This window comes from Bremerella cremea (genome assembly GCF_003335505.1).
Lineage (GTDB): Bacteria > Planctomycetota > Planctomycetia > Pirellulales > Pirellulaceae > Bremerella > Bremerella cremea_A.
On sequence record NZ_QPEX01000010.1, the window covers coordinates 688,408 to 709,142 of the forward strand.

Here is a 20,735-nt window from a genome sequence, read left to right on the forward strand (position 1 = left end):
ACCCTACTCGGTTAGGTTGGTTGCTCGCAGACGCAGGGCGTTGCCGATGACGCTGACCGAGCTGAAGCTCATTGCGGCAGCAGCGAACATGGGGTTCAACAACGCATGCATTCCGAAGAAGGGAACCAGAATACCAGCCGCGATGGGTACCCCCACCCCGTTGTAGACCAACGCAAAGAACAAGTTTTGTTTGATATTTCGCATCACGCCGCGGCTCAGACGAAACGCCTTAACGACACCATTCAAGTCGCCCCCCATCAATGTGATCGCGGCACTTTCGATAGCCACGTCCGTACCGGTCCCCATGGCGATCCCGACATCGGCTGCGGCCAACGCTGGGGCATCGTTAATCCCGTCGCCCGCCATGGCAACCTTCGCTCCTTTCTCACGCAGCTTCACAATACCGTCGTGCTTGTCTTGCGGCGAGAGGTCGGCTTGGTAGTCGTCGATATTCAGCTTCTTAGCGATTGCTTCAGCCACCTTGGGATTATCGCCGGTCATCATGACCACGCGGATTCCCATGTCGTGCAAAGCACGAATCGCCTCCTCGGTGGAAGCTTTTAATGGGTCGCTCACCACCAACGAGCCGGCATACTGGCCATCGATAGCGAGATAGACGGTTGTCCCTTCGGGCGAGCCCTCGGCGGTGAAATCGACGCCATGCTCTTTCAACAGCGATGGCTTGCCGCAAACGACTTGCTTGCCGTCGACTTGGGCTTGCACCCCTTGCCCGGTAGTGGAATCGAAGTCGGTCGCTGCCGGAATTTGAATCTCGCGATCCTTCGCCCCGTTAACAATCGATTGTCCGATGGGATGCTCGCTGTTCTGCTCGACGGCGGCAGCGTATTTCAGGAGGTCTTCTTCGCTGAAATTGTCCGTTGGTTGCACATGCGTCAGCTTCGGTTTCCCTTCGGTCAACGTGCCTGTTTTATCGACCACGACGGTATCGACCTGCTGCAGGGTCTCTAGCCCGGCGGCTTCTTTGACCAGAACACCCTCCTTCGCTCCGCGCCCCACACCAACCATAATGGACATGGGCGTAGCTAAGCCTAACGCACATGGGCAAGCGACAATCAGCACGGCCACCGCATTCAGCAGGGCGAAAGCCAAACGCGGCTCTGCCGGCGACCAAATAGCCCAGACAATAAACGTGACGATCGACGTCCCCACAATCGCGGGCACAAAATAGCCCGAGACAGTATCGGCCAGACGCTGAATCGGCGCCCGACTGCGTTGCGCCTGACCGACCATGGTAACGATTTGTGACAGGACCGAGTCTTCGCCGACGTTGGTCGCTTTGATGCGGAGCGTCCCACTTTGATTGACCGTGCCGCCGATGACGTTGTCCCCTTCTTTTTTCGAGATCGGGTTGGCCTCGCCGGTGATCATCGACTCGTCCACCGAGGAACTTCCCGAGATCACTTCCCCATCGACGGGGATTTTATCCCCTGGCACCACTTTCAGTTCTTGCCCAGTAGCAACTTCGCTCAAAGGAACTTCGCGTTCTTCGCCATTCTCGATTAGCCGAGCCGTCGGGGGCGTCAGGTTAATCAATTCGCGAATCGCGCTGCCGGTCCTCTTGCGGGCTCGCAGTTCAATCACTTGCCCCAGCAAAACCAGCGCAATGATCATGGCCGCCGCTTCAAAGTAAACAGGAACCTCATCCCCATGGCGGAATTCATCCGGAATCGCCCCCGGCATCAGCGTGGCCGCCACACTATACAAGTACGCTGCCGTGACACCGATCGAGATCAACGTGAACATATTCAAGTTCATCGTCTTCAGTGACTTGGCCCCGCGCACAAAGAACGGCCAACCACACCACACCACCACCGGGGTCGCCAAGACAAACTGAATCCAGCGAGTAACCTCGGCCGGCAAACCAATCTGAACGCCCACCTTGGGCAACATGGCCAGGGCGAAAATGGGCAAGGTCAAACCAGCCGCCACCCAAAAGCGAACCGTCATCCAGAACAACTCCGGATCGTCTTCTTCCTCGTCCGCAGTAACCGTTTCCGGTTCGAGATCCATGCCACATTTTGGGCAACTGCCAGGATGATCTTGCCGCACCTCAGGGTGCATCGGACAAGTATAAACCGTTTTGGTTTGTCGACCGGCAGGCTGATTGCGTTCCAACGCCATGCCACACTTGGGGCAATCTCCTGGGGTCTCGCTTTCCACCCCTTCGCACATGGGGCAAATATATTTGGCTGAGGAGGTAGATTTCTTCTTGCCAGCATGGCCGTGACCATGATGATCGTGCTGCCCGCCGTGACAACAACTCTTCTTCTCTGGGGGTGCGCCTAAAGTAACGAGTTGTTGCGGTTCTGGCTGGCTGGTCTGCCCAGATTCAAACTTGTGGAGACAGTGTTCGCAACAAAAGTAGAACGTTTGCCCATCACGAGTTGATCGCCAACGAGTCGACTCGTCCACATTCATGCCACAAATCGGATCGATGGCCATTTCCTACCTTTCCCCTTTTCGAGGGATCGCCAAAAATTAGCAACCCTTAAACAGACGGATAGTCGATGCACTTTAATCGTGCAAATTCTATTCCAGCCAGTAGTTGCTTTCGATGCTGCAAAAGAGCAAGAAGATTCACAAAGTAAGCCATTCTTCCCTGGTTCCAACTTGCGCAGTTTAGCCTACGAATTGGTCCTTTTTTCGCAAGATAAGGAACCACCCTCCTTCTGGAATTGATTTTGGTTTCAGCGGGTTATTTTCTTTGTGTTTCGCTTTTTGGATTTGCTAGACTTGCGAGAAGAGGGGCCATGCGGAGCAGCTAGGGGAAACCTATTAACTGGTAGGTGATCTTTTACGAGCGATTGCTTTCCGGTGACTTCCTTTCTCGTCTTTATCGCCACCTGATCGAAACTTTGTGTAGCTTTCAAGTGAGTGGTGCGGAGGTACGTGACCTATGTTGAAGCGATTTGGATTTTTTGAGGAGTGTAGCCCGAATTCGGCTCTGCAAGACTTGCGGGAACTCCAACTAATGGGACCGCTGGATGAAGAAGAGCTGGTACTTCAATACCTAATGAATGGGACCATGCTTTTTGAAGCAGAGAGTTGTGCTTTCGACCGATTTCAAGACGGGAAGATCCCCATCGCTCCACCCGATGTTTACAGCGACGGCGAATGGTGCTGGTCACGAGACGTTCTGTATTACATCCGCCACTATCACATTGCCGTCGAATCTCAATTCTTCGATTGGATGATCTACAATCAGTGGAAGTGCCCAAAGATCGTTAGTGCCGAAGCGCTTGTGCAAGCGAACTGGCAGACTTAATTCGGAGTTACCTTTAACGAGGTCTCGCGCGAATGCGAAATGCCAGCCGCAGCAAATCGAACGCGGCTTGCAGACAGTCGAGCGTCCCTAGCTTCGAGCCTGCCACGTCGGTCCATTTTTGCAACGGTACTTCCACAATCTGTTGGCCTCGGGGTGGTTGGTCTGCTGCTATCGGCAAACGCAGAAAGCGATCTAGCAGCTCGACATCGAAAACCCAACGGCTGGCAAACGGTTTGTCGAACACTTCGCTCAGGGCCGGGGTGACCCGAAACAATTTTGCCCCGCACTGTGTGTCGTAGACCGGCAGCCCCAGCGACAGCGAGGCCAGGGTCGCAAAGATACGTCCCAGGTAATGCCGCGTCAGCCGGCGCGAGATTTCGCGGCCTAATAGTTGCACGCGAGAACCGATGACCATTTCGATATTCGAGTCCTGCTGCATCCGTTGTAGGAATCGAGGGACTTCGTCCAGCGGGGTCGAAAGATCGGCATCCCAAAAGCCCACATAAACCGGTTTCCGCGCGATCGCTTCCCGCATACCACAACGAATCGCTTCGGCTTTGCCCCGGTTTCGATCGAGCATCACGACATCGAAGCTTTCTGGCGCTGTGTTCTTGAGCGATTCTAGGAGCGATTGGGTTCCGTCGTGGCTGCCATCGTTGACGAACAGAAATTTCACGTTCGGGTGCTGGTGTCGAAAGATTTCCAGCGAGCCGGTCGGTAAGCGTTTTTCCTCGTTGTAGCAAGGAACCACCAAGATGCACTTGGGCAAATCCGTCGAATGATCGGGTACCGATTCCATATTGCGTGGTTAGTCTTCCAGATAGCGCTTCGTAATTGGATCGTAATAGTCGCCAGGCACTTCTGGACTGCGAGTTCTTACGCGGACCTCTCCCTCGGTACGCTTTAGCACGGCCAACAGACTAACACCGTGCGCGTACCCCCCTGCTCCGCCCCGCTGTAAGCTTCGCACAATCCGTTTCGCTTCCCCAGCAAAACAATATCGCAGCGCGGCATTGATAGGCTTGGGTGGCAACGCCAGATCGGTCCCTTGGTGCCCGGCACTTTGCTGACGCTTGCGAGTCAGAGATCGCACTAGGCGGATCGGTCCGTACAACCGAGCATTGAAATGCGTTAGCAAGCGGCACTCGACCGGCAGCCCTTTCCAGACCAAAGACAACCGCTCCGCCGAATAGCGTCGATAGTGCCCCAGCGCCTGATCGTGCGGGCTCCATAAATCTTTCCCCGCCGGCACGGTCACCACCACATGGGTGCCGAGCGTAATACGGCTGAGCAATTGCGAGAAGACTTGCAAGTCATCGGGAACATGTTCCAACACATCGAGCAGAGTGACCAAGCGAATCTGCTGGCAGGTCTCTGGCTCAATGTCTTCGATCGTACCACACGCGAAACGAACCTGGGGAAAACGCTGTCGGGCCAACTCGATTGCATAGCGGGAGACATCGATTCCGGTGGTCGGAAATTGCTCGGCAAACCAAGCCGCATTCGCGCCAGTGCCGCAGCCCACGTCCAACAACGGCGAGCCAGGCGGGGCAAGTTCAAGCAGCACCTGACTGAGAATCTGCCGCCGCGCGACAAACCACCAATGCTTTTGCTCGTGAGCGGCGTGTGTTTCAAACTGCGCTGCATCCATCCCCTGGGCGTACTCGGCCTCGGACGATTCGGCTTGCGGAGGGAGATTAGACAGAGGAAAAGCTCCTGGCGGAAACGGCTGCTTGATGCGTGGAAGGAAATGTAACTCTGGCCAGGCATTCTATCCACGAATTCACAGGCTTTCGTGAGTTGCCCTGGTTAAGTTGGCGGTGAAACCCTCAAGGTTAATTGTTCGCCGAGTCGGCCAAGACGATTTCACTGCTGATGGTACTTCCATCCTCGGTGGTAACGGTCATAAACCAAATTTTAGCGTCTTCCGGCGGTTTCGGGGCGATGACCTTGCCAGCATGCAGGGTGGCCTCGCGCGATTGCCACTCGTGTTGGTTTACCGGCTTGGCATCGGCTGTCCAGTGAATTGCGGCCTGAGTTGGTTTTCCTGCGATGATTTCAAGTTGGACGTTTTCGCCGTTTACTATTGGCAAAGCCAGCTTAGGCAGCGTTTCCGATTTTCGTAGATGCTGATCGATAAACCGACCGATCACCGGCGGAGCCCACCCCACGGTATGCCCATGCGGCATCTTCACGGTGATTGCCAACTGCTTGTCGGCAGCGACTGGTACGGCGTGATAGCTCTTCATGTAGCTATCCAGCGGATAGGCGAAGTCGTTGGTGCCGTTGACCATCAAAATCGGCATTTCTACCGCTGGCAGATACTGCGAAGGTTCCCACAATGTTTGCCACCGCTTGCGCTGCTCGGGCGACATGGCGGCGAACTGTATTAGCCAGACACTGTTGTCCAGCAAGTAGCCACAGCCATAAACAGGCACGGCGGCATCGAAGCGGGTATCGACACCAGCCACGATACACGTGAGATAGCCTCCCCAACTGATGCCGGTCACCGCGCTGCGTTCGGCATCGACTTCCGGAAAGCTGAGAATCAAAGAATGGGCCAAGATGGCGTTGGCCACCGCATGATACTGCCACTGCTCGGTAACGGGCTGATCGATGGCCTGAAACTTTTCTTGGTCGGTCTGGTTCGGGCCGCCATCGGGCAAACGAGTGCGATTCTTGTGATCGTGTGGGTTCTGGCCTTCAATCGGGCGAGCTCCGGCCAGGTCCATGGCAATCGCAGCATAGCCTCGCTTGGCCCACAATTCAGCCCATTCCCGAAAGGCCGTTCCACCACCTCCATGAATTAAAACAACCGCCGGCAAATCTTTATCGAGACTTTCGTCTCCCATTATGCTGCCAGGTGTCGCATAATAGGCGAAGACACTCGTCGGGTGTCCTTGATAGTTTTCGCCAACATAAGTCAACGATCGAACCGGCGACTTTTGATCGATCCAAGTAAACTTCGGTGCAACCGACAACTTCGCTAAATCCCAAGGCTGAGTTTTAGGAAGATTGGCTGAACGCTGGATCACATCTTCGGCAAAGACCGATGATGAAATCAGTAGCCAACAACCGAACAATAAACTCGTATCGCGAATGATGCGTCGCAGAAGATCCGTGGCGTGCATAGAGAAGAAGTCGCTTGCAGGTTAGGGGGTGAGATTTTTTCTATCTTAACCTTGAACCGTCAACGGCACGAGGGTTTGATGACCCGATCGCCGATAGCTACTCTCGCGCCACAAAGCGTTACCTCGACGAAACTTCATAATGCTAAAACCGATTCCCTTACCGCTGCACACATAATAGGCACAAAAAGGGAATCCAGAAATAGTTGAGCCCTTGCTCAAAATAGCTGTAAGTAATAATGACCACGGGCTTTATGTTTTTCGCACCTTGCTACCTAGGCCATACTTGGCACGACAAATGCAATAAGAAGGAGTGTTACCTCAGGGAGGCCACAGGCAACATTCCATCCCACTTTGCCAAAGCGGGACATCCTCCCCGGCGGATCAATCTGGCCCCACTAGATTTCTCATTAGGAGAAGAATGACGTGCAAGGGCAAACGCAGTCTCAAAAATACACCTCCGAGCCCAATTTGATTGCGGACTACGACATTGGTGAGTTCTACGACGAAATGTTCTCACCTGGTGGTTCCCCGCGTACCAACTGCCAACTGCTATACCAACACATTCAAGAGCTCACTTCCAACGACCTTCGCAAGCGAAAGACAGCCGCTGAACGCTCGATGATTCGCTTAGGAATCACGTTCAATGTTTACGGCGAGCAAGAAGGAACCGAGCGGATTATTCCGTTCGACATCCTTCCTCGGATCATCCAAGGCGAACATTGGTCGTGGATCTCGAAGGGCTTGAAGCAGCGCATCATCGCGCTGAACATGTTCATCGACGACATCTACCACGATCAAAAGATCTTGAAGGATGGCGTCATCCCTGAACACGTGGTCCGCTCGGCCAGTTCGTTCCGCCCCCAATGCGTTGGTTTAAATCCACCCCATGGGATCTGGTGCCATATCACCGGAACCGACTTGGTACGTGATGGGGATGGCGAGTTCTATGTTCTGGAAGACAATCTTCGTTGCCCGTCTGGCGTTTCCTACGTGCTGCAAAACCGGCAGTTAATGAAACAAACGTTCCCCGGCTTGTTCGAGGCGCAGTTCGTTCGCCCGGTCGACGACTACTGCAGCCAATTGCTCGACGCCCTGAATTACTTGGCGCCTGAGCATATCGAGAAACCGCAAGTCGCGGTCCTTTCGCCTGGTATTTATAACTCCGCTTACTTTGAACATTCGTTCCTAGCCCAACAAATGGGGGTGGAACTGGTCGAAGGACGCGACTTGGTCGTTCGCGATCGACGCGTTTACGCCCGCACGACCAAAGGGCTGCGTAGCGTGGATGTCCTGTACCGCCGCATCGACGACGATTTCATCGATCCGCAAGCATTCCGCAAAGATTCGATGCTGGGCGTGCCTGGCATCATGGACGCCTATCGCGCCGGCAACGTCGCCCTGGCCAACGCCCCAGGCACCGGAATTGCCGACGATAAGGTGATCTACGCTTACGTTCCGGACATGATCAAGTATTATCTGAGCGAAGACGCCATCTTGCCGAACGTCCCTACGTTCGTTTGCTGGGACGATAAGCAGCGCGATCATGTGATTAAGAACATCGCCGAGATGGTCGTCAAACCGGCCAACGAATCAGGCGGCTACGGCATGCTGATTGGTCCTCGCGCCAGCAAGGAAGAGCATGCCAAATTTGTCGATTTGATCAAGGCAAATCCACGAAACTATATCGCTCAGCCGACTTTATCTCTATCTCGAGCTCCGGTCATCATCGATGATCACTTGGAGGGGAGACACGTCGACCTGCGACCGTTTATCATCTATGGACGAGACATCTACGTTTTGCCTGGCGGACTGACACGTGTAGCCCTGCGAAAGGGTTCGCTCGTGGTCAACTCGTCCCAGGGGGGCGGAAGCAAAGACACCTGGGTCGTGTAGGAGAGAAAGGTTCTTCATGTTAAGTCGCGTCGCCGACTCGATCTATTGGACCAGCCGATATATCGAACGGGCCGAAGCCGTAGCCCGTTTCATCGCGGTCAACTTGAACATCAGTATGGATTTGTCCACCGCTGGCAATCAGCAGTGGCGCCCGTTGGTTACGACCACCGGGGATAACGAGATGTTCTCGGAGACCTACGGGGAAGCCACCAAACGGAATGTCATTGAGTTCCTCACCTTCGACCGGAAGAATCCGAATTCGATTCTTACCTGTTTGATCAACGCGCGAGAAAACGCGCGGAGCATTCGGGAACGGATTTCCGCCGAAATGTGGGAGCATATCAATCGTTTTTACTTAATGGTCAAAGACGTGGGAGACGCCGAGGGGATTCTCGACGACTTACACGACTTTTACGACGCCGTCCGAAATTCGGGCCAGCAGTTTGTGGGCGTGACCGATGCCACGATGACTCACGGCGAAGGTTGGCACTTTTGCCAGTTAGGCAGGTTCCTGGAACGTGCCGACAAGATGTCTCGTATTTTGGACGTGAAGTATTACATTCTGCTTCCCAGTCCCCAGCACGTCGGTAGCCCTTTCGACGACTTGCAATGGGCGGCACTGCTTCGCTCGGCGAGTGCGTATGAAATGTATCGCCAACGTTTTGGCCGCATTACACCGCACAACGTGGTCGACTTCTTGATGCTCGACAAAGAATTCCCGCGAGCCGTGCTCCACTGCCTAACGCGGGCCAACGAATCGCTGCACGCGATCACCGGGAGCGATATCGAAGGGTTCACGAACTTACCAGAGCAGCGTCTTGGGCAGCTTCGTGCCGAGTTCGCATTTACCAGTGCCACGGACATCATCGGACGAGGTCTGCACGAGTTCATCGATGATTTCCAGACTCGATTGAACTCGGTCGGAGAATCGATCGGCACAACGTTTTTCAGCTTGCAGCCGGTCTAGTTGCCAAGCGAAGCGAGTGGGCAAGCTTTTCCGTAGAGCTTCCCCACTCGGTGCCAAGGAAACCGTTGAGGTAAAATAGACTGGTAATTTAGCCCTGTCGCTGCTGTTGCGAGGGCTGGCCGGGCTGAGATGTGGGTGGCGAACCGGCGTCTAGCGGCATGACATCGACGCCCACACGCATCGTACGGGTGCCGCCTCCCATGACGACTCCTTGAATGGGCGAAACGTCTTCGAAGTCACGACCATGAGCCAGGGTGATATGGTCGGTGCTGGCCACGACATTATTGGTTGGATCAAAATCAATCCAGCCGATCTCGGTTCCGCAAAAAACCGAGAACCAAGCATGGGAAGCATCTGCTCCCACCAAACGCGGCTTGCCCGGAGGAGGTGCGGTACGCAGATACCCGCTTACGTAACGTGCCGGCAGGCCCAGGGCTCTTAGGGCACCAATGCCAACGTGGGCGAAGTCTTGGCACACACCGTGACGTTGACGCACGACTTCCTCCAGCGGTGTTTGAATGCTGGTCACGGTTGAGTCGTACTTGTAATCTTTGAAGATCCGCGTGGTTAATTCCGTGGCTGCTTCGATAATAGGCCGCCCCTTGGTGAACGCGGCCTTGCCGTATTCGGCCAAGCTGGGCAGCATACCGATGTGCCGCGAAGGAAACAGGAACTGGCGTACCTCCAGCGGAAAATCATTCGATCGCCCAGCAGATACGAGTACTTCCCAAGCTGGCGACATGCTAGGTACGACGGTTGGCTTGACCGTCACACGGCTCGTCGAAGTAATCGTCATTCCGTCGTGCGGTTCGCTCAACGAAAAATAATGGACCTGATTGCCAAAATAGTCCGTTCGCGAGACGATCGAACGCGGCTTGGGTTCAACCAGCAAGGCGAAATCTTCCACGCTCTGCCGCAGCATCGTCGGTACACGCAGATGCAACAAATTGTGGGCCACCGAAGCAGGTTCGGAATAGGTATAGGCAGTCTTGTGCTGAACTTGGTAACGCACGCTTCTGACCGTCTGAAAGCTTAGGGGCGAATCTCAACCAGGTGAGACTGGGGCATCGAGTGAACCAAATATCTTTGCGTCACAATATCCGAAAGTTTCGGCAGCAGCGACTCAATCTCTTGCAGCAGTAAGTGTAGCGACTCTCCGGCGACAAGGGCATCGGGCGCACGAACGCGGGTCACATCAAACATGCGAACCTCGTGCAACATCGACATCGCCAGACGCTGCTCGACCGTGTAGCCGGCATGCTTGCCAACGCTGGGCAAGCCGTTGACGTGATCGAGCAGTTGAGCTAACTGGCGGGCAATCGACCGGGGATTCGTTTCGTCGGTCACCAGCAAGTCGAGTACAGCACCCAAGTGCATTTCTTCCAGGTAACGCGAGCGGTACGTGATTAAACTATCCGAAATCTCCAGCAGTGCCTCCAGGATCGAGGATAAATCTCCTGCAGGAAGCACTAAGCAGTTTCGCATCAATCGCGAACTTTGCGTGGCCCGCTCCATCCGGCGGCCCATATCCAGGAAATGATAAACTTGAGTTCGCGTAATGCTTTCCGAGATGATCCCGCTAAACGCGGCTAAGTCGAGAACCAAGTCATCTAACAAAGCCAAACAGTCGGAAAGGTCCCAATAGCCTGCCTTGGGAGGCTGAAAGCCTTGATCGACACGATGTAGAACTCGCCAGCTATCAGAGGAAACACGATCACGACTACGGGACGTCAACCGGAAGATCTGTGTCACGATCGAACGTAAACTCATCGAGTTTTGTTCGTCGAAGATGTTGGCTGCCAGGTTTCGCTCGATCGGCGGCAGCTGCTTACGAATTTCGGTCACGCCGTAACCCGTTTCGATCATGCCCATCTCGGCCATCGTCCGCAACAGGATGATCACCTCGGGCATTTCGTCGATTTGTTCTTCACTGGTCAGCCGCGAGATGGTGGTTCTCAGAACCCGAGCCGTTACGTCGGCCCGTTCTAAGTTGCGTCCTAGCCAGAACAAGTTCTCCGCGATACGGCTAGGCAGTTCGCCACCGGTTCGTTTCAGTTCGACGCCATGTTCCGGTTGCTTGAGCAGGGTAACCCGGGCAATCGGAGCGGACGAAAGCACCCAGGCGTCTTTGCTCCGTTCTCCAACTTGTAGCGAAGCTTCCAACGGTTGCAGTTCGCCGGTCAGCCGAACGAGCCCGCCAGGCATGATCTCAAATTCGCTCTGCCCCATCACACCGAACGCTCGCATGGCAATATGAGCTGGCCGTAGCGTCTTACGTTCGTAGACCGGGCTGGTCGAGCGAGCGACTTGCTCTTGAGCAACAAACATGGCCGGGTCGGCCTGGATCATGCGAACCAGCTTATCCTTCTGCTCTTCGCTAGTCACCCGGTACACGGGTGTTCGCGTACCACGACGGCGATAAGCGGGCTTGATCACCAGGTTATCGATGTTATCGAGTACATAGCCTAACGCATCGGAATCGCCGCAGCGCCAAGTCGCCACGCCCGGCAACAGCAACGGTTCGCCTAACAAATGCTGGCACAACTGGGGCATGAAGGTCATGAAGATCGGTGATTCGACAATGCCGGAGCCTAGCGGATTGAGCACCACCACATTTTTCATGCGGCAAACTTGCAGCAGTTCAGCAATTCCCCCTGTGCATTGGCCGATTTCGAGCGGGTCGCATTGATCGCTATTCGGGCGACGAAGGATCACGTCGACCGGCAAAAGCCCGCCGAGCGTCTTCAGCATCACGCGGTTCCCACGAACGGCAAGATCTCCAGGCTCGACCAACGTGTAGCCCAAATAGCGGGCCAGGTAGGCATCCTCGAAGTAGTTAGAACTTTCCGAGCCGTTGCTAAGAATCACGACGCGTGGATTGGTAACCCGCGAACAAGATCGCAGCACAGCTTCCTTGACCATCATGAAATAGCCAGCCAATCGCTGAACATTCTCGCGATGGAACAAGCTAGGAGTCATTCGGGATTGAATGATCCGGTTTTCGAGTGCGAAACCGCTTCCGGAAGGAGATTCGCTACGGTCCCCTTGCACCCACCAGCTTCCATCCGGCGAACGAGAGAGGTCTGCCGCATAGAAGTAAAGATAGTTGCCGCTAGGAGGATTTTGCCCGTGAAAACAGCGATAGTACCCAGGGTGCCGAAACAGCACCTCCGCTGGCAGCACACCGCTACGCACGAGCTCTTGCGGGCCGTATAGATCCTGCAAGACCATCTGCAGCAAGCGGCCCCGTTGCTTTAATCCCTGAACGATATGCCCCCACTCGGCCGCCGGAAACAGGACCGGTAGCGGATCAAGCTCCCAGGGGCGGGCTCGGCGATCTTGCTCGGGGCTGCTATTGCCAGCCCCGACATAGGCCATGCCGGTTCGGTCGAGCACCTTCTGCATCTGGTTCCAGCGACGCTGAAACTCGACCGCCCCAATTTCCCGCATCCCATTTACGTAACTTTGCCAATGAGGACGCACTTGCGTACCGTCATGAAACTCGTCGTACACATCGCCTAGCGGCTTGTACGACGCGAATAAGTCGGACGTAGCATCGTTTTGTGCAGGAATTCTGGTCACCAAGTCCTCGGATCTAACCAATCGTGAGGGGCCGCGCTGCCGGACGCATGGGGATTACAGATGCTTGGTTTTACCCCTTCTCATATCAAGCGTGAAGGGGAATTCACTCGAGGACTCTTCCGGAGGCAGCGGCACGTAGCCGGGCGTATGCCCCATTCTTTCAAAACGGGTACCGCGGCGCGACTCTGCCTCGAAAGCGTTCACGGGGAACACTTCTGGATTATTTCCGCCAGGGTGCCCAACGTGGTAGCGGCATCCCGCCAAATTTCGCTCAAACCAGGCATCATATAGGTCGAATGTTAACGGTTCGTCTACCGGTATCGTTGGGTGTAGGCAGCTTGGGGGCTGCCAAGCGCGATAGCGTACGCCAGCGACGAATTCCTGCTCGGTCCCAGTGGGGTGCAGCGGAATGCGGCGTCCGTTACACGTCATAAAGTGCCGACCAGGGATGGCTCCCTTGATCTTAACCTGCAATCGCTCTAACGACGAGTCAACGTACCGAGCGGTAAAGCCCTGGCCAGACTCTTCGCCCAGCACATACCACGGCTCGATCGCTTTGCGCAGCTCGACCTGAACGCCACGGTGAGAAAACTCCCCGATTTTGGGGAATTTAAACTCGAAGTGAGGCAGGAACCAGTACGGTTCCACGCGGAAACCGGCTTCCTGAGTTTCTTCAATAACATCTTCAAAATCTTGATAATTGAAGTGTGGCAGCATAAAGCGGTCGTGCAGGCTCGTGTCCCAGTCGACCAAAGGGGCCTTATAGGGGGTCTCGGCGAAGCGAGCCATCAAAGCCCTCAGCAAAAGCTGCTGCGTGAGGCTCATCCGAGCATGGGGTGGCATCTCGAAGGCGCGGAACTCAAGCAGCCCTCTACGTCCTGAGGAGCTATCAGGCGAGAACAACTTGTCGATACAGAATTCGGCCCGGTGGGTGTTACCGGTGATATCGACCAACAAGTTGCGGAACACGCGGTCGACCAGCCAAGGCGAGAAATGCCCCTTGTCGGGGATTTGCTCGAAGGCAATCTTCAATTCGTAAATCGCATCCCGACGTCCTTCGTCGACACGCGGGGCCTGGCTTGTGGGGCCGATAAAATTGCCACTAAACAAGTAGGACAACGAAGGATGATTGTGCCAGTAGCCAATCAAACTACGCAGAATGTCAGGTCGTTTCAGGAAAGGGCTTTCCGCTGGAGTCGGGCCACCCAAGACCACATGGTTACCACCGCCGGTGCCGGTATGCGTGCCGTCGCGATTGAACTTTTCCGTTCCCAGGCGGGTGTGGTGAGCGTCTTCGTACACGCCGGTCGTGATATCGACCAATTCCTGCCAGGTATTGGCGGGATGAATATTGACTTCAATCACGCCAGGGTCCGGGGTGACGCTCAGGTGCTGAATCCGATCGTCGTGCGGCGGCAAGTAACCTTCGATGATCACGGGCGTATTCAACGAGGCGGCCGTTGCTTCGACGGCGGTAAGCAGTTCGAGATACCCTTCAATTCGATCGACCGGCGGCATGAAAACATGCAGGCAACCGTTGCGAGGCTCGATGCACATCGCCGTGCGAATCACGGGATTGAGCGGACTAACGCCGCCGCTACTACCATTCCATTCGCCTGCCGAAAAGAACTGATCCGATTCCAAACTCTGACCGCTGATCCCTTGTGGGCGAGAGGCCGTTCGATAGTCGTCGCCCCCACTAGTCTTCACCGACCACGGTTTGCCAGAATCGCCTCCGACCATCGCCGGTGAACGGCGGGCCATGAATTCTTCGTACGAAGGCAACGGCGCCGCTTCGGCCATCGGATCGAGCGGGAACAAAGCTGCGGCCTGACCTTCGCTTTCATACATCAACGATTTCAGCGGCAGCCGGAGCCCCATTGGCGAGTCGCCAGGAATAAGGAACAGTTCATCGCTGCGGACAACCCACTCGCCACTTTCCCAGCAAGGTTGTGGTGTCCACCACAAGTAACGGATGGGCAAGACACAACCAACCGGCGAAGTAAGCCCTTGCTCGAACACCTTCGCGATCCGCGAGCGTTCTTCTTCGTCTTCTAGTTTCGAGTTATGAACATCGACATTGGCTGGCAAGCGACGTTCCATCCACGTGTAGTAGAACGCGTCTTCGTAGCCGTAGCTAACGTGGGCAGGCTCAACACCGAGTTGTTCGGCCAGGCGTCGCGAGAACTGCATCGCCATGTCGGCATCGTGACCGTAGTCGACACCATCGTCGGCAAGCAGCGCCGGATCTTGCCAAATCCGTTCGCCATCTTGTCGCCAGTAGCAGCGGAAAGCCCAGCGTGGCAGCGATTCGCCAGGGTACCATTTGCCTTGGCCGTAATGCAGGAAGCCCCCTTCCCCGAAGCGTTTATATAGCCGCTTCATCAGCTTGTCGGCCAAAATGCGTTTGGTTGGGCCGACGGCGGCCGTGTTCCATTCATCGCCTTCCATGTCGTCGATCGAGACAAACGTGGGCTCTCCTCCCATTGTCATCTTGATGCCAACTTTGGCCAGATGCTCGTCGACCTCGTGCCCTAGCGACTGAATGTTGTTCCACTCTTCGTCGGTGTACGGCTTCGTGACGCGCGGGTCTTCGTGGAAGCGGGTGATGTTCATATCGAAGTCAAACGTGACTTCGCACTTTTCCAATGCGCCAGAAATAGGAGCCGCAGTCATCGGAGAGGGCGTACAGGCCAAGGGAATGTGCCCTTCTCCGGCCATCAAACCAGAAGTTGGGTCGAGCCCCACCCAGCCTGCCCCAGGCAGGAAGACTTCCGCCCAAGCATGCAGATCGGTGAAATCTTGCTCCGGCCCCGAAGGACCGTCGAGCGACTTGATATCTGGCGTTAATTGACAGATGTAGCCGGAAGCAAACCGAGCCGCCAAGCCGAAGTGACGCAGCATCTGCACCAACAACCAAGCCGAATCGCGGCACGAACCAAGCCGCCGATTAAGCGTCTCTTCCGGGGTTTGGACGCCCGGTTCAAGACGAACGGTGTAGTTGACGTCTTGCTGCAATCGCCGGTTGATATCGACCAGGAAGTCGACGATGCGGCGTGGCGTAAGGTCGACGCCTTTCAAGTATTCGGTCAACAGCGGCCCTTGAGGCTCCATTTCCAAAAAGGGCGCCAAGTCGGCCTTTAACGGCTCGCTGTATTGAAACGGGAAGTTCTCAGCCGATGGCTCGAGGAAGAAGTCGAACGGGTTGATCACCGTCATTTCCGCTACCAGATCGACTTCAACCGTGAAGTGATCGACCTTCTCCGGAAAGACAACTCGGGCGGCGAAGTTGCCATGAGGATCTTGCTGCCAGTTCAGAAAGTGTGGCTTGGGACTAATTCGCAGCGAATAACTGTGAATCGGAGTTCGGCAATGGGGTGCCGGTCGCAAACGAATCGTTTGTGCCCCAAGTGCGATCTTGCGATCGTAGTGATACGTGGTGGAATGATGCAAAGCCGTCAGGATCGCCATGGAAGCCTCTAAAGATGTCGAATCGCGGGAGAGAAAGCCGGGGTGCGTCGGGCCTACCGAACTCTCGCCTATAATGGGGGTCTATATTTAGCGCGTTAGTGCCGGCAAATTGGCCACAATTGGCACGATCCACCCAACCAGGATGCAAATCATGCGCCAATCGCCCAGCGATGCCAGAAACCTAACACTTAGATCGTGTCGTGCTGGAAAGTGCTAAAAATTTGGGCACTCATGGCCTGAAATGGGGCCAATGAAAGATTAATCGGATCTTAGATCCTTTCCAGCCACAATAGTCCGTACGGCTGCATAATCAGATCATCATGCGTCGCAATCTCGGTCTCGGTGATCAGGTCTTGGAAGAAACGTCCCAAGCCTCCGGTACGGATATTGTTGGCAGGCACGCGCTGCTCTTCTTCGGTGAAGTTCGCCAAAATCAAAGTACGATTCCCCTCGAAATGGCGTACAAAACCAAGCACATGCGGATTATCGATCGGAACCAAGTCCATTTGCTGCCCCGAAAGGGAGGGCAGTTTCTGCCGTAAAGAGATAAGCCGTTGGATCGACTTAAAAATCTTCCCGCGGATAGAACCGTTCTGCTCGTCGACGTTTTGTTTGAAGTTTTGGAGATATTCCCATTTCATCTTGGGACGATGAATCCAGCGGGTATCGCCTGCTTTGGCGGGATCTTTCACGAAATCATAATCGTTGAGCATCCCCCACTCCTCGCCGAGGTACAGCAAAGGAATGCCGCCGATACTGAGCGTAATGCCATACAGCAAGCACATCCGGCGGACCGACATCTCGATGAGTTTCGGATCTTGAAATTCGATCGCCTGTTCCAACCCAGCCAACGAGGCCAACGTGCCTGAAATCCGCATATCGCCGGTGGCAGGGTTGTGCTGAAAGGGAACCCCACGGGCAAACGAACCAGGGAATTGTCCTGTGTAAAAGTGGTTCAAGAATTGTCGATGGTCGTATCCCTGAATCCCGAGTTGAGCGGCGTCTTCGTCGTCGAAAGTCCAGCCGATATCGTCGTGGCAACGCAAGTAATTCACCCACGCCGTCCCGCTAGGTAGCCGGTGACGATGACTCAGCGATTTCTTCAGCAGCCGCGTATTTCGCGTGGCCAAAGATTCCCACAATAGGGCCATTAAGGTCGGATTGTACGAGATCTGACACTCGTGTGGGTCGATGTACTTGACCACTTCATCGGGATGCACGATCGCTTCCGATTTGAACACCAACCCGGGCGCCGCAATACCGGCCAAGCAGTTGAACGCTTGAATCAGTATGTGAGCCTCCGGCAGGTTTTCGCAGTTGGTCCCCATTCGCTTCCAAATGAACGCCACCGCATCTAGCCGCAAGATATCGACACCCGTGTTGGCGATAAAAAGCATCTCTTCCAACATCGCGCGGAAGACAGCCGGATTGTGGTAATTCAGATCCCATTGGAAGCTATTGAATGTGGTCCAGACCCACTTCTGCATTCCGTCGTGCCAGGTAAAGTTACCTCGGCGTACGGTCGGGAAGATCTCGCGCAAGGTCCGTTCGTACTGATCAGGCACCGTACGATCGGGGAAGCAATAATAAAACTGCTGATACTCGGCGTCTCCGGCCTGAGCATGCTGAGCCCAGTAGTGGTCGTCCGAGGTATGATTGAAGACGAAATCAAGGACGAGCGAGATCCCAGCGGCCCGGAATTCGTCGGCCAATTCACGTAGATCGTCAATCGTCCCCAGGCGGGGATCGACGCTCCGATAATTACTGATCGCGTAGCCCCCGTCGTTATCGCCAGGGCGAACGGCAAACAGCGGCATCAGGTGGACATAGGTTAGCCCTAAGTCCGTGAAGTACGGAATGCACTCGCGCAGCTTCTTCAAATTCTCGGAGAAAAGATCGACATACAGCGCACCACCGACCATTCGTTCCGATTGAAACCAGGTAGGGTCGTTCAGACGATGGTCGTCTTGGGCGCGCAACTCGTCACTACGCTGTTGCCAGCCACGTGCCGCCGTGTAAAGGATTTCTTCCAGGTGATAGAAGAAATCGTAGCGACCGCTGTACAACGTGTAGAGCAGGCGAAACAATCGGGGCCACTCGGCAATCAAGCGGTTCTGAAAGTCGCGTGCGAGACCAGACGAGCGATCTTCGTCCGACCAAATTGCATCTAACCGAGGCAAAACCCGCTTGAGCGTGATATCGGCCTCGACGTGCAATTGTTCGGGTTGTCCGTTTCTACTCGTGACGATCATTGGGTATCGTGATGTTATCTAAGAACTGGTAGTAATTGATTCCCTCCAGGATACCTCGCGCATGATGCCCTTCCGCGAAATAGATTCTTGGCCAATCACGTAGCTTTTCGAGCTCAGGGCTATAATTCCCTACAACCACTCCAAGCGTACGTCCCTTCAGCATTCCTTCGTCATTGCCGCTATCCCCCGCGACAAGCACTTTTTCAGGGGAAAAGCCCCATTTATAAAGCACGTGACGAACTGCCACCCCTGGGCCGCCTCGATTCGGAATGATGTCTAAATACATTCCCCGTGAAAAGACAACCCGCCCGCGAATTCCCGCCTCGCGGAGCATTTTCTTCACCTTCGAGATACTCGGAGCGACCGATGTATCTAGGTCGAAGCTGATTTTGAATTCGGACTGCTGACAATCGTCTTGCACAAAGATACCATCGACGTTCTCGAATAATTTACGAATCTCGTCCGGTGTCCAATGCAAGCCGATTTGTTTTCGCCAGCTTCGATCGTTCGTCAGGCTTTCGCCATAGTACAACTCGGTACCGACCGCAGCGCAAATCAAATCGGGACGCGGCAGACGCATTTCCTCGATTAATTCCATCGCGCTATCAAGTCGTCTGCCGGTGGAAATACCAAAACCGATGTACTCGTGCTCTTTAATGGTTTCCAGCAATTCGCGTAAAGCGTCATCGTCGCCGGTTAGCGTGTTATCCAGGTCAGTGATGATCAGCCGATCGAAATTTGGCATGCGGCGAACCTTGGAATTCGCTGCCAAAACCGGCTTGGCCGAGTGGTCGACAATATCGTTAATATCGCGCCAATATCGCTTGGCGTGATTGCCCCACGAATAATATTTCTTCGCACCGGCGGCGCCTTTTTCCGACCAATCGTCCCATTGGCTGGGCTCAGTCAGCATACGGAGCAACGCTTTCTCGATCGCCTCAGGGTCCAGCGGATCGACCAAGATACCGTTGTGGCAATTGGCAACGATATCACGCGGACCCCCATCGTTCGTAGCAACGATCGGTAAACCGGTTGCGGCTGCTTCCAACAGCGTGAGGCCAAATGGCTCGGTCAATGCAGGGTTCACGAACACGCCGCGGCGCTGTTTACACCAACGGTAAATATCAGGGACATCGCTCGGCGCGTGCATCTTGGGATACGCGACCGAACCATAGAGGTCGTAGTCGTCGATCTTGCCGAGAATATGCTCGACGATGCGCCGCTGCGAGGAAGCCAAGTCCTTCAGCTTTTCGCGCGTTCCCATCACCAGCACCAAGTTGGAAAGCTCGCGGAGACGTTCGCTCTCGCCGTAGACCTTCACGAGCATTTCCAGGTTTTTTCGCTCGTCAGGGCGCGCCATCGCAATCAATGGGGGCTTTTCCGGGTGCCGTAAGAAGCGTTCGATTGCTGGACCAATCGTGTACTTCTCATCCTGAGATTGAGGAGCGGAAAAAGAATTCAGGTTAACGCCTGGCGGAATGACTTCCATCCGACCCGGCACGTAATTTTCGTAAATCTCGTACTGCTGTTCGACTTCTTGATTCGTACTGGCCACAACCATCGAAGCCGTTTCGAGGGCGACCTCTTCCGCTTCAATTCGCTGCGCAAGCTTGTAACGACGTTCGAGGTCTTCGAGCGATTTCCCCTTGTCGATCAACCGCTGCTGTTTAACGCGCCCCAGCGAGTGGCCGGTGAAGACAAACGGTATATGCAGCAAGCGGGCCAGTTGCGCGCCGGCAAGGCCGGCATCGGCATAGTGACCATGGATCAAATCAGGCAAGCCAGCCCGGCGATAATAGGCCAACGCCTGATCGACGAAAAACTCGATATACGGCCAGAGCGATTCCTTGCGGATATAACGCTTGGGGCCGAAAGGAATGCGCACGATTTTCGCATTCTCGCAAATCGGCTCTTCTACGAGCCCATATTCGGGAGACACCCGATCATCAATAATTTGCCGGGTGAGAAGTTCAACCTCGGTCACGCCTGGCTGTTTTGCGAGTTCTTCGGCCAATTCAAGAACATATTTGACTTGGCCACCAGTATCGGCGTCCCGACCTAACTCGGGATCTTTCGCGCGGATTAAGCCATGTAAGCTGATCAGTGCGATCTTCATAGAGAATCAATTTTTAAGGTTGTTGGTTGTGGGATCT

Annotated in this window: 12 protein-coding genes; 3 read left to right on the plus strand and 9 right to left on the minus strand. The window is 54.9% G+C overall.

Going from position 1 to position 20,735, the window contains the following annotated elements; all coding sequences use genetic code 11:
- Nucleotides 1-3: 3 nt before the first annotated feature.
- The gene (locus DTL42_RS03875) at nucleotides 4-2,463 is read right to left on the minus strand and encodes a heavy metal translocating P-type ATPase (RefSeq protein WP_114367359.1); all 2,460 of its coding nucleotides are present in this window, start codon (nucleotides 2,461-2,463) and stop codon (nucleotides 4-6) included.
- Between the two features lie 454 nt (nucleotides 2,464-2,917).
- Here DTL42_RS03875 and DTL42_RS03880 point away from each other — a divergent pair, with 454 nt between their 5' ends.
- Nucleotides 2,918-3,286, plus strand: coding sequence for a hypothetical protein (locus DTL42_RS03880; RefSeq protein ID WP_114367360.1), 369 nt, complete (start codon nucleotides 2,918-2,920; stop codon nucleotides 3,284-3,286).
- Nucleotides 3,287-3,299: 13 nt separating this feature from the next.
- Here DTL42_RS03880 and DTL42_RS03885 read toward each other — a convergent pair whose 3' ends face one another.
- The 3 genes from DTL42_RS03885 to DTL42_RS03895 form a co-directional block, all read right to left on the minus strand.
- The gene (locus tag DTL42_RS03885; protein WP_114367361.1) at nucleotides 3,300-4,085 is read right to left on the minus strand and encodes a glycosyltransferase; all 786 of its coding nucleotides are present in this window, start codon (nucleotides 4,083-4,085) and stop codon (nucleotides 3,300-3,302) included.
- 9 nt (nucleotides 4,086-4,094) lie between these two features.
- Nucleotides 4,095-4,937 (minus strand): class I SAM-dependent methyltransferase, encoded by an 843-nt coding sequence (locus DTL42_RS03890; protein ID WP_114367362.1) that lies wholly within the window; start codon nucleotides 4,935-4,937, stop codon nucleotides 4,095-4,097.
- 184 nt (nucleotides 4,938-5,121) lie between these two features.
- On the minus strand, nucleotides 5,122-6,417 hold the full coding sequence (locus DTL42_RS03895) for an alpha/beta hydrolase family protein (RefSeq protein WP_114367363.1): 1,296 nt from the start codon (nucleotides 6,415-6,417) through the stop codon (nucleotides 5,122-5,124).
- Between the two features lie 507 nt (nucleotides 6,418-6,924).
- Between DTL42_RS03895 and DTL42_RS03900 the strand changes: the two genes are divergently transcribed.
- Both DTL42_RS03900 and DTL42_RS03905 read left to right on the plus strand, forming a co-directional pair.
- Nucleotides 6,925-8,310, plus strand: coding sequence for a circularly permuted type 2 ATP-grasp protein (locus DTL42_RS03900; protein ID WP_114367995.1), 1,386 nt, complete (start codon nucleotides 6,925-6,927; stop codon nucleotides 8,308-8,310).
- 16 nt (nucleotides 8,311-8,326) lie between these two features.
- The gene (locus DTL42_RS03905) at nucleotides 8,327-9,277 is read left to right on the plus strand and encodes an alpha-E domain-containing protein (RefSeq protein WP_114367364.1); all 951 of its coding nucleotides are present in this window, start codon (nucleotides 8,327-8,329) and stop codon (nucleotides 9,275-9,277) included.
- A gap of 88 nt (nucleotides 9,278-9,365) precedes the next feature.
- On the opposite strand, the gene DTL42_RS03910 is transcribed toward DTL42_RS03905, so the two are convergent.
- From DTL42_RS03910 to DTL42_RS03930, 5 genes are all read right to left on the minus strand, one after another.
- Nucleotides 9,366-10,289: a transglutaminase family protein gene (locus DTL42_RS03910; RefSeq protein WP_114367365.1), complete on the minus strand. Its 924-nt coding sequence runs from the start codon at nucleotides 10,287-10,289 to the stop codon at nucleotides 9,366-9,368.
- Between the two features lie 20 nt (nucleotides 10,290-10,309).
- Entirely contained in the window at nucleotides 10,310-12,859 is a 2,550-nt protein-coding gene (locus tag DTL42_RS03915; RefSeq protein ID WP_234824063.1) for a circularly permuted type 2 ATP-grasp protein, read from the minus strand.
- Between the two features lie 54 nt (nucleotides 12,860-12,913).
- Nucleotides 12,914-16,330, minus strand: coding sequence for a DUF2126 domain-containing protein (locus DTL42_RS03920; RefSeq protein WP_114367367.1), 3,417 nt, complete (start codon nucleotides 16,328-16,330; stop codon nucleotides 12,914-12,916).
- A 269-nt stretch (nucleotides 16,331-16,599) separates the two neighbouring features.
- Nucleotides 16,600-18,582 (minus strand): alpha-amylase family glycosyl hydrolase, encoded by a 1,983-nt coding sequence (locus tag DTL42_RS03925; RefSeq protein ID WP_114367368.1) that lies wholly within the window; start codon nucleotides 18,580-18,582, stop codon nucleotides 16,600-16,602.
- Complete coding sequence (locus tag DTL42_RS03930; protein WP_114367369.1) at nucleotides 18,566-20,698, minus strand: HAD-IIB family hydrolase; 2,133 nt, start codon at nucleotides 20,696-20,698, stop codon at nucleotides 18,566-18,568. The genes DTL42_RS03925 and DTL42_RS03930 overlap by 17 nt, the downstream gene beginning before the upstream one ends.
- Nucleotides 20,699-20,735: the final 37 nt, after the last annotated feature.

Bases quoted from the DNA above. Each gene is read 5' to 3' on its own strand.
- DTL42_RS03875 (WP_114367359.1), bottom strand. From the start codon at position 2,463: ATGGCCATCGATCCGATTTGTGGCATGAATGTGGACGAGTCGACTCGT.
- DTL42_RS03880 (WP_114367360.1), top strand. From the start codon at position 2,918: ATGTTGAAGCGATTTGGATTTTTTGAGGAGTGTAGCCCGAATTCGGCT.
- DTL42_RS03885 (WP_114367361.1), bottom strand. From the start codon at position 4,085: ATGGAATCGGTACCCGATCATTCGACGGATTTGCCCAAGTGCATCTTG.
- DTL42_RS03890 (WP_114367362.1), bottom strand. From the start codon at position 4,937: ATGGATGCAGCGCAGTTTGAAACACACGCCGCTCACGAGCAAAAGCAT.
- DTL42_RS03895 (WP_114367363.1), bottom strand. From the start codon at position 6,417: ATGCACGCCACGGATCTTCTGCGACGCATCATTCGCGATACGAGTTTA.
- DTL42_RS03900 (WP_114367995.1), top strand. From the start codon at position 6,925: ATGTTCTCACCTGGTGGTTCCCCGCGTACCAACTGCCAACTGCTATAC.
- DTL42_RS03905 (WP_114367364.1), top strand. From the start codon at position 8,327: ATGTTAAGTCGCGTCGCCGACTCGATCTATTGGACCAGCCGATATATC.
- DTL42_RS03920 (WP_114367367.1), bottom strand. From the start codon at position 16,330: ATGGCGATCCTGACGGCTTTGCATCATTCCACCACGTATCACTACGAT.
- DTL42_RS03925 (WP_114367368.1), bottom strand. From the start codon at position 18,582: ATGATCGTCACGAGTAGAAACGGACAACCCGAACAATTGCACGTCGAG.
- DTL42_RS03930 (WP_114367369.1), bottom strand. From the start codon at position 20,698: ATGAAGATCGCACTGATCAGCTTACATGGCTTAATCCGCGCGAAAGAT.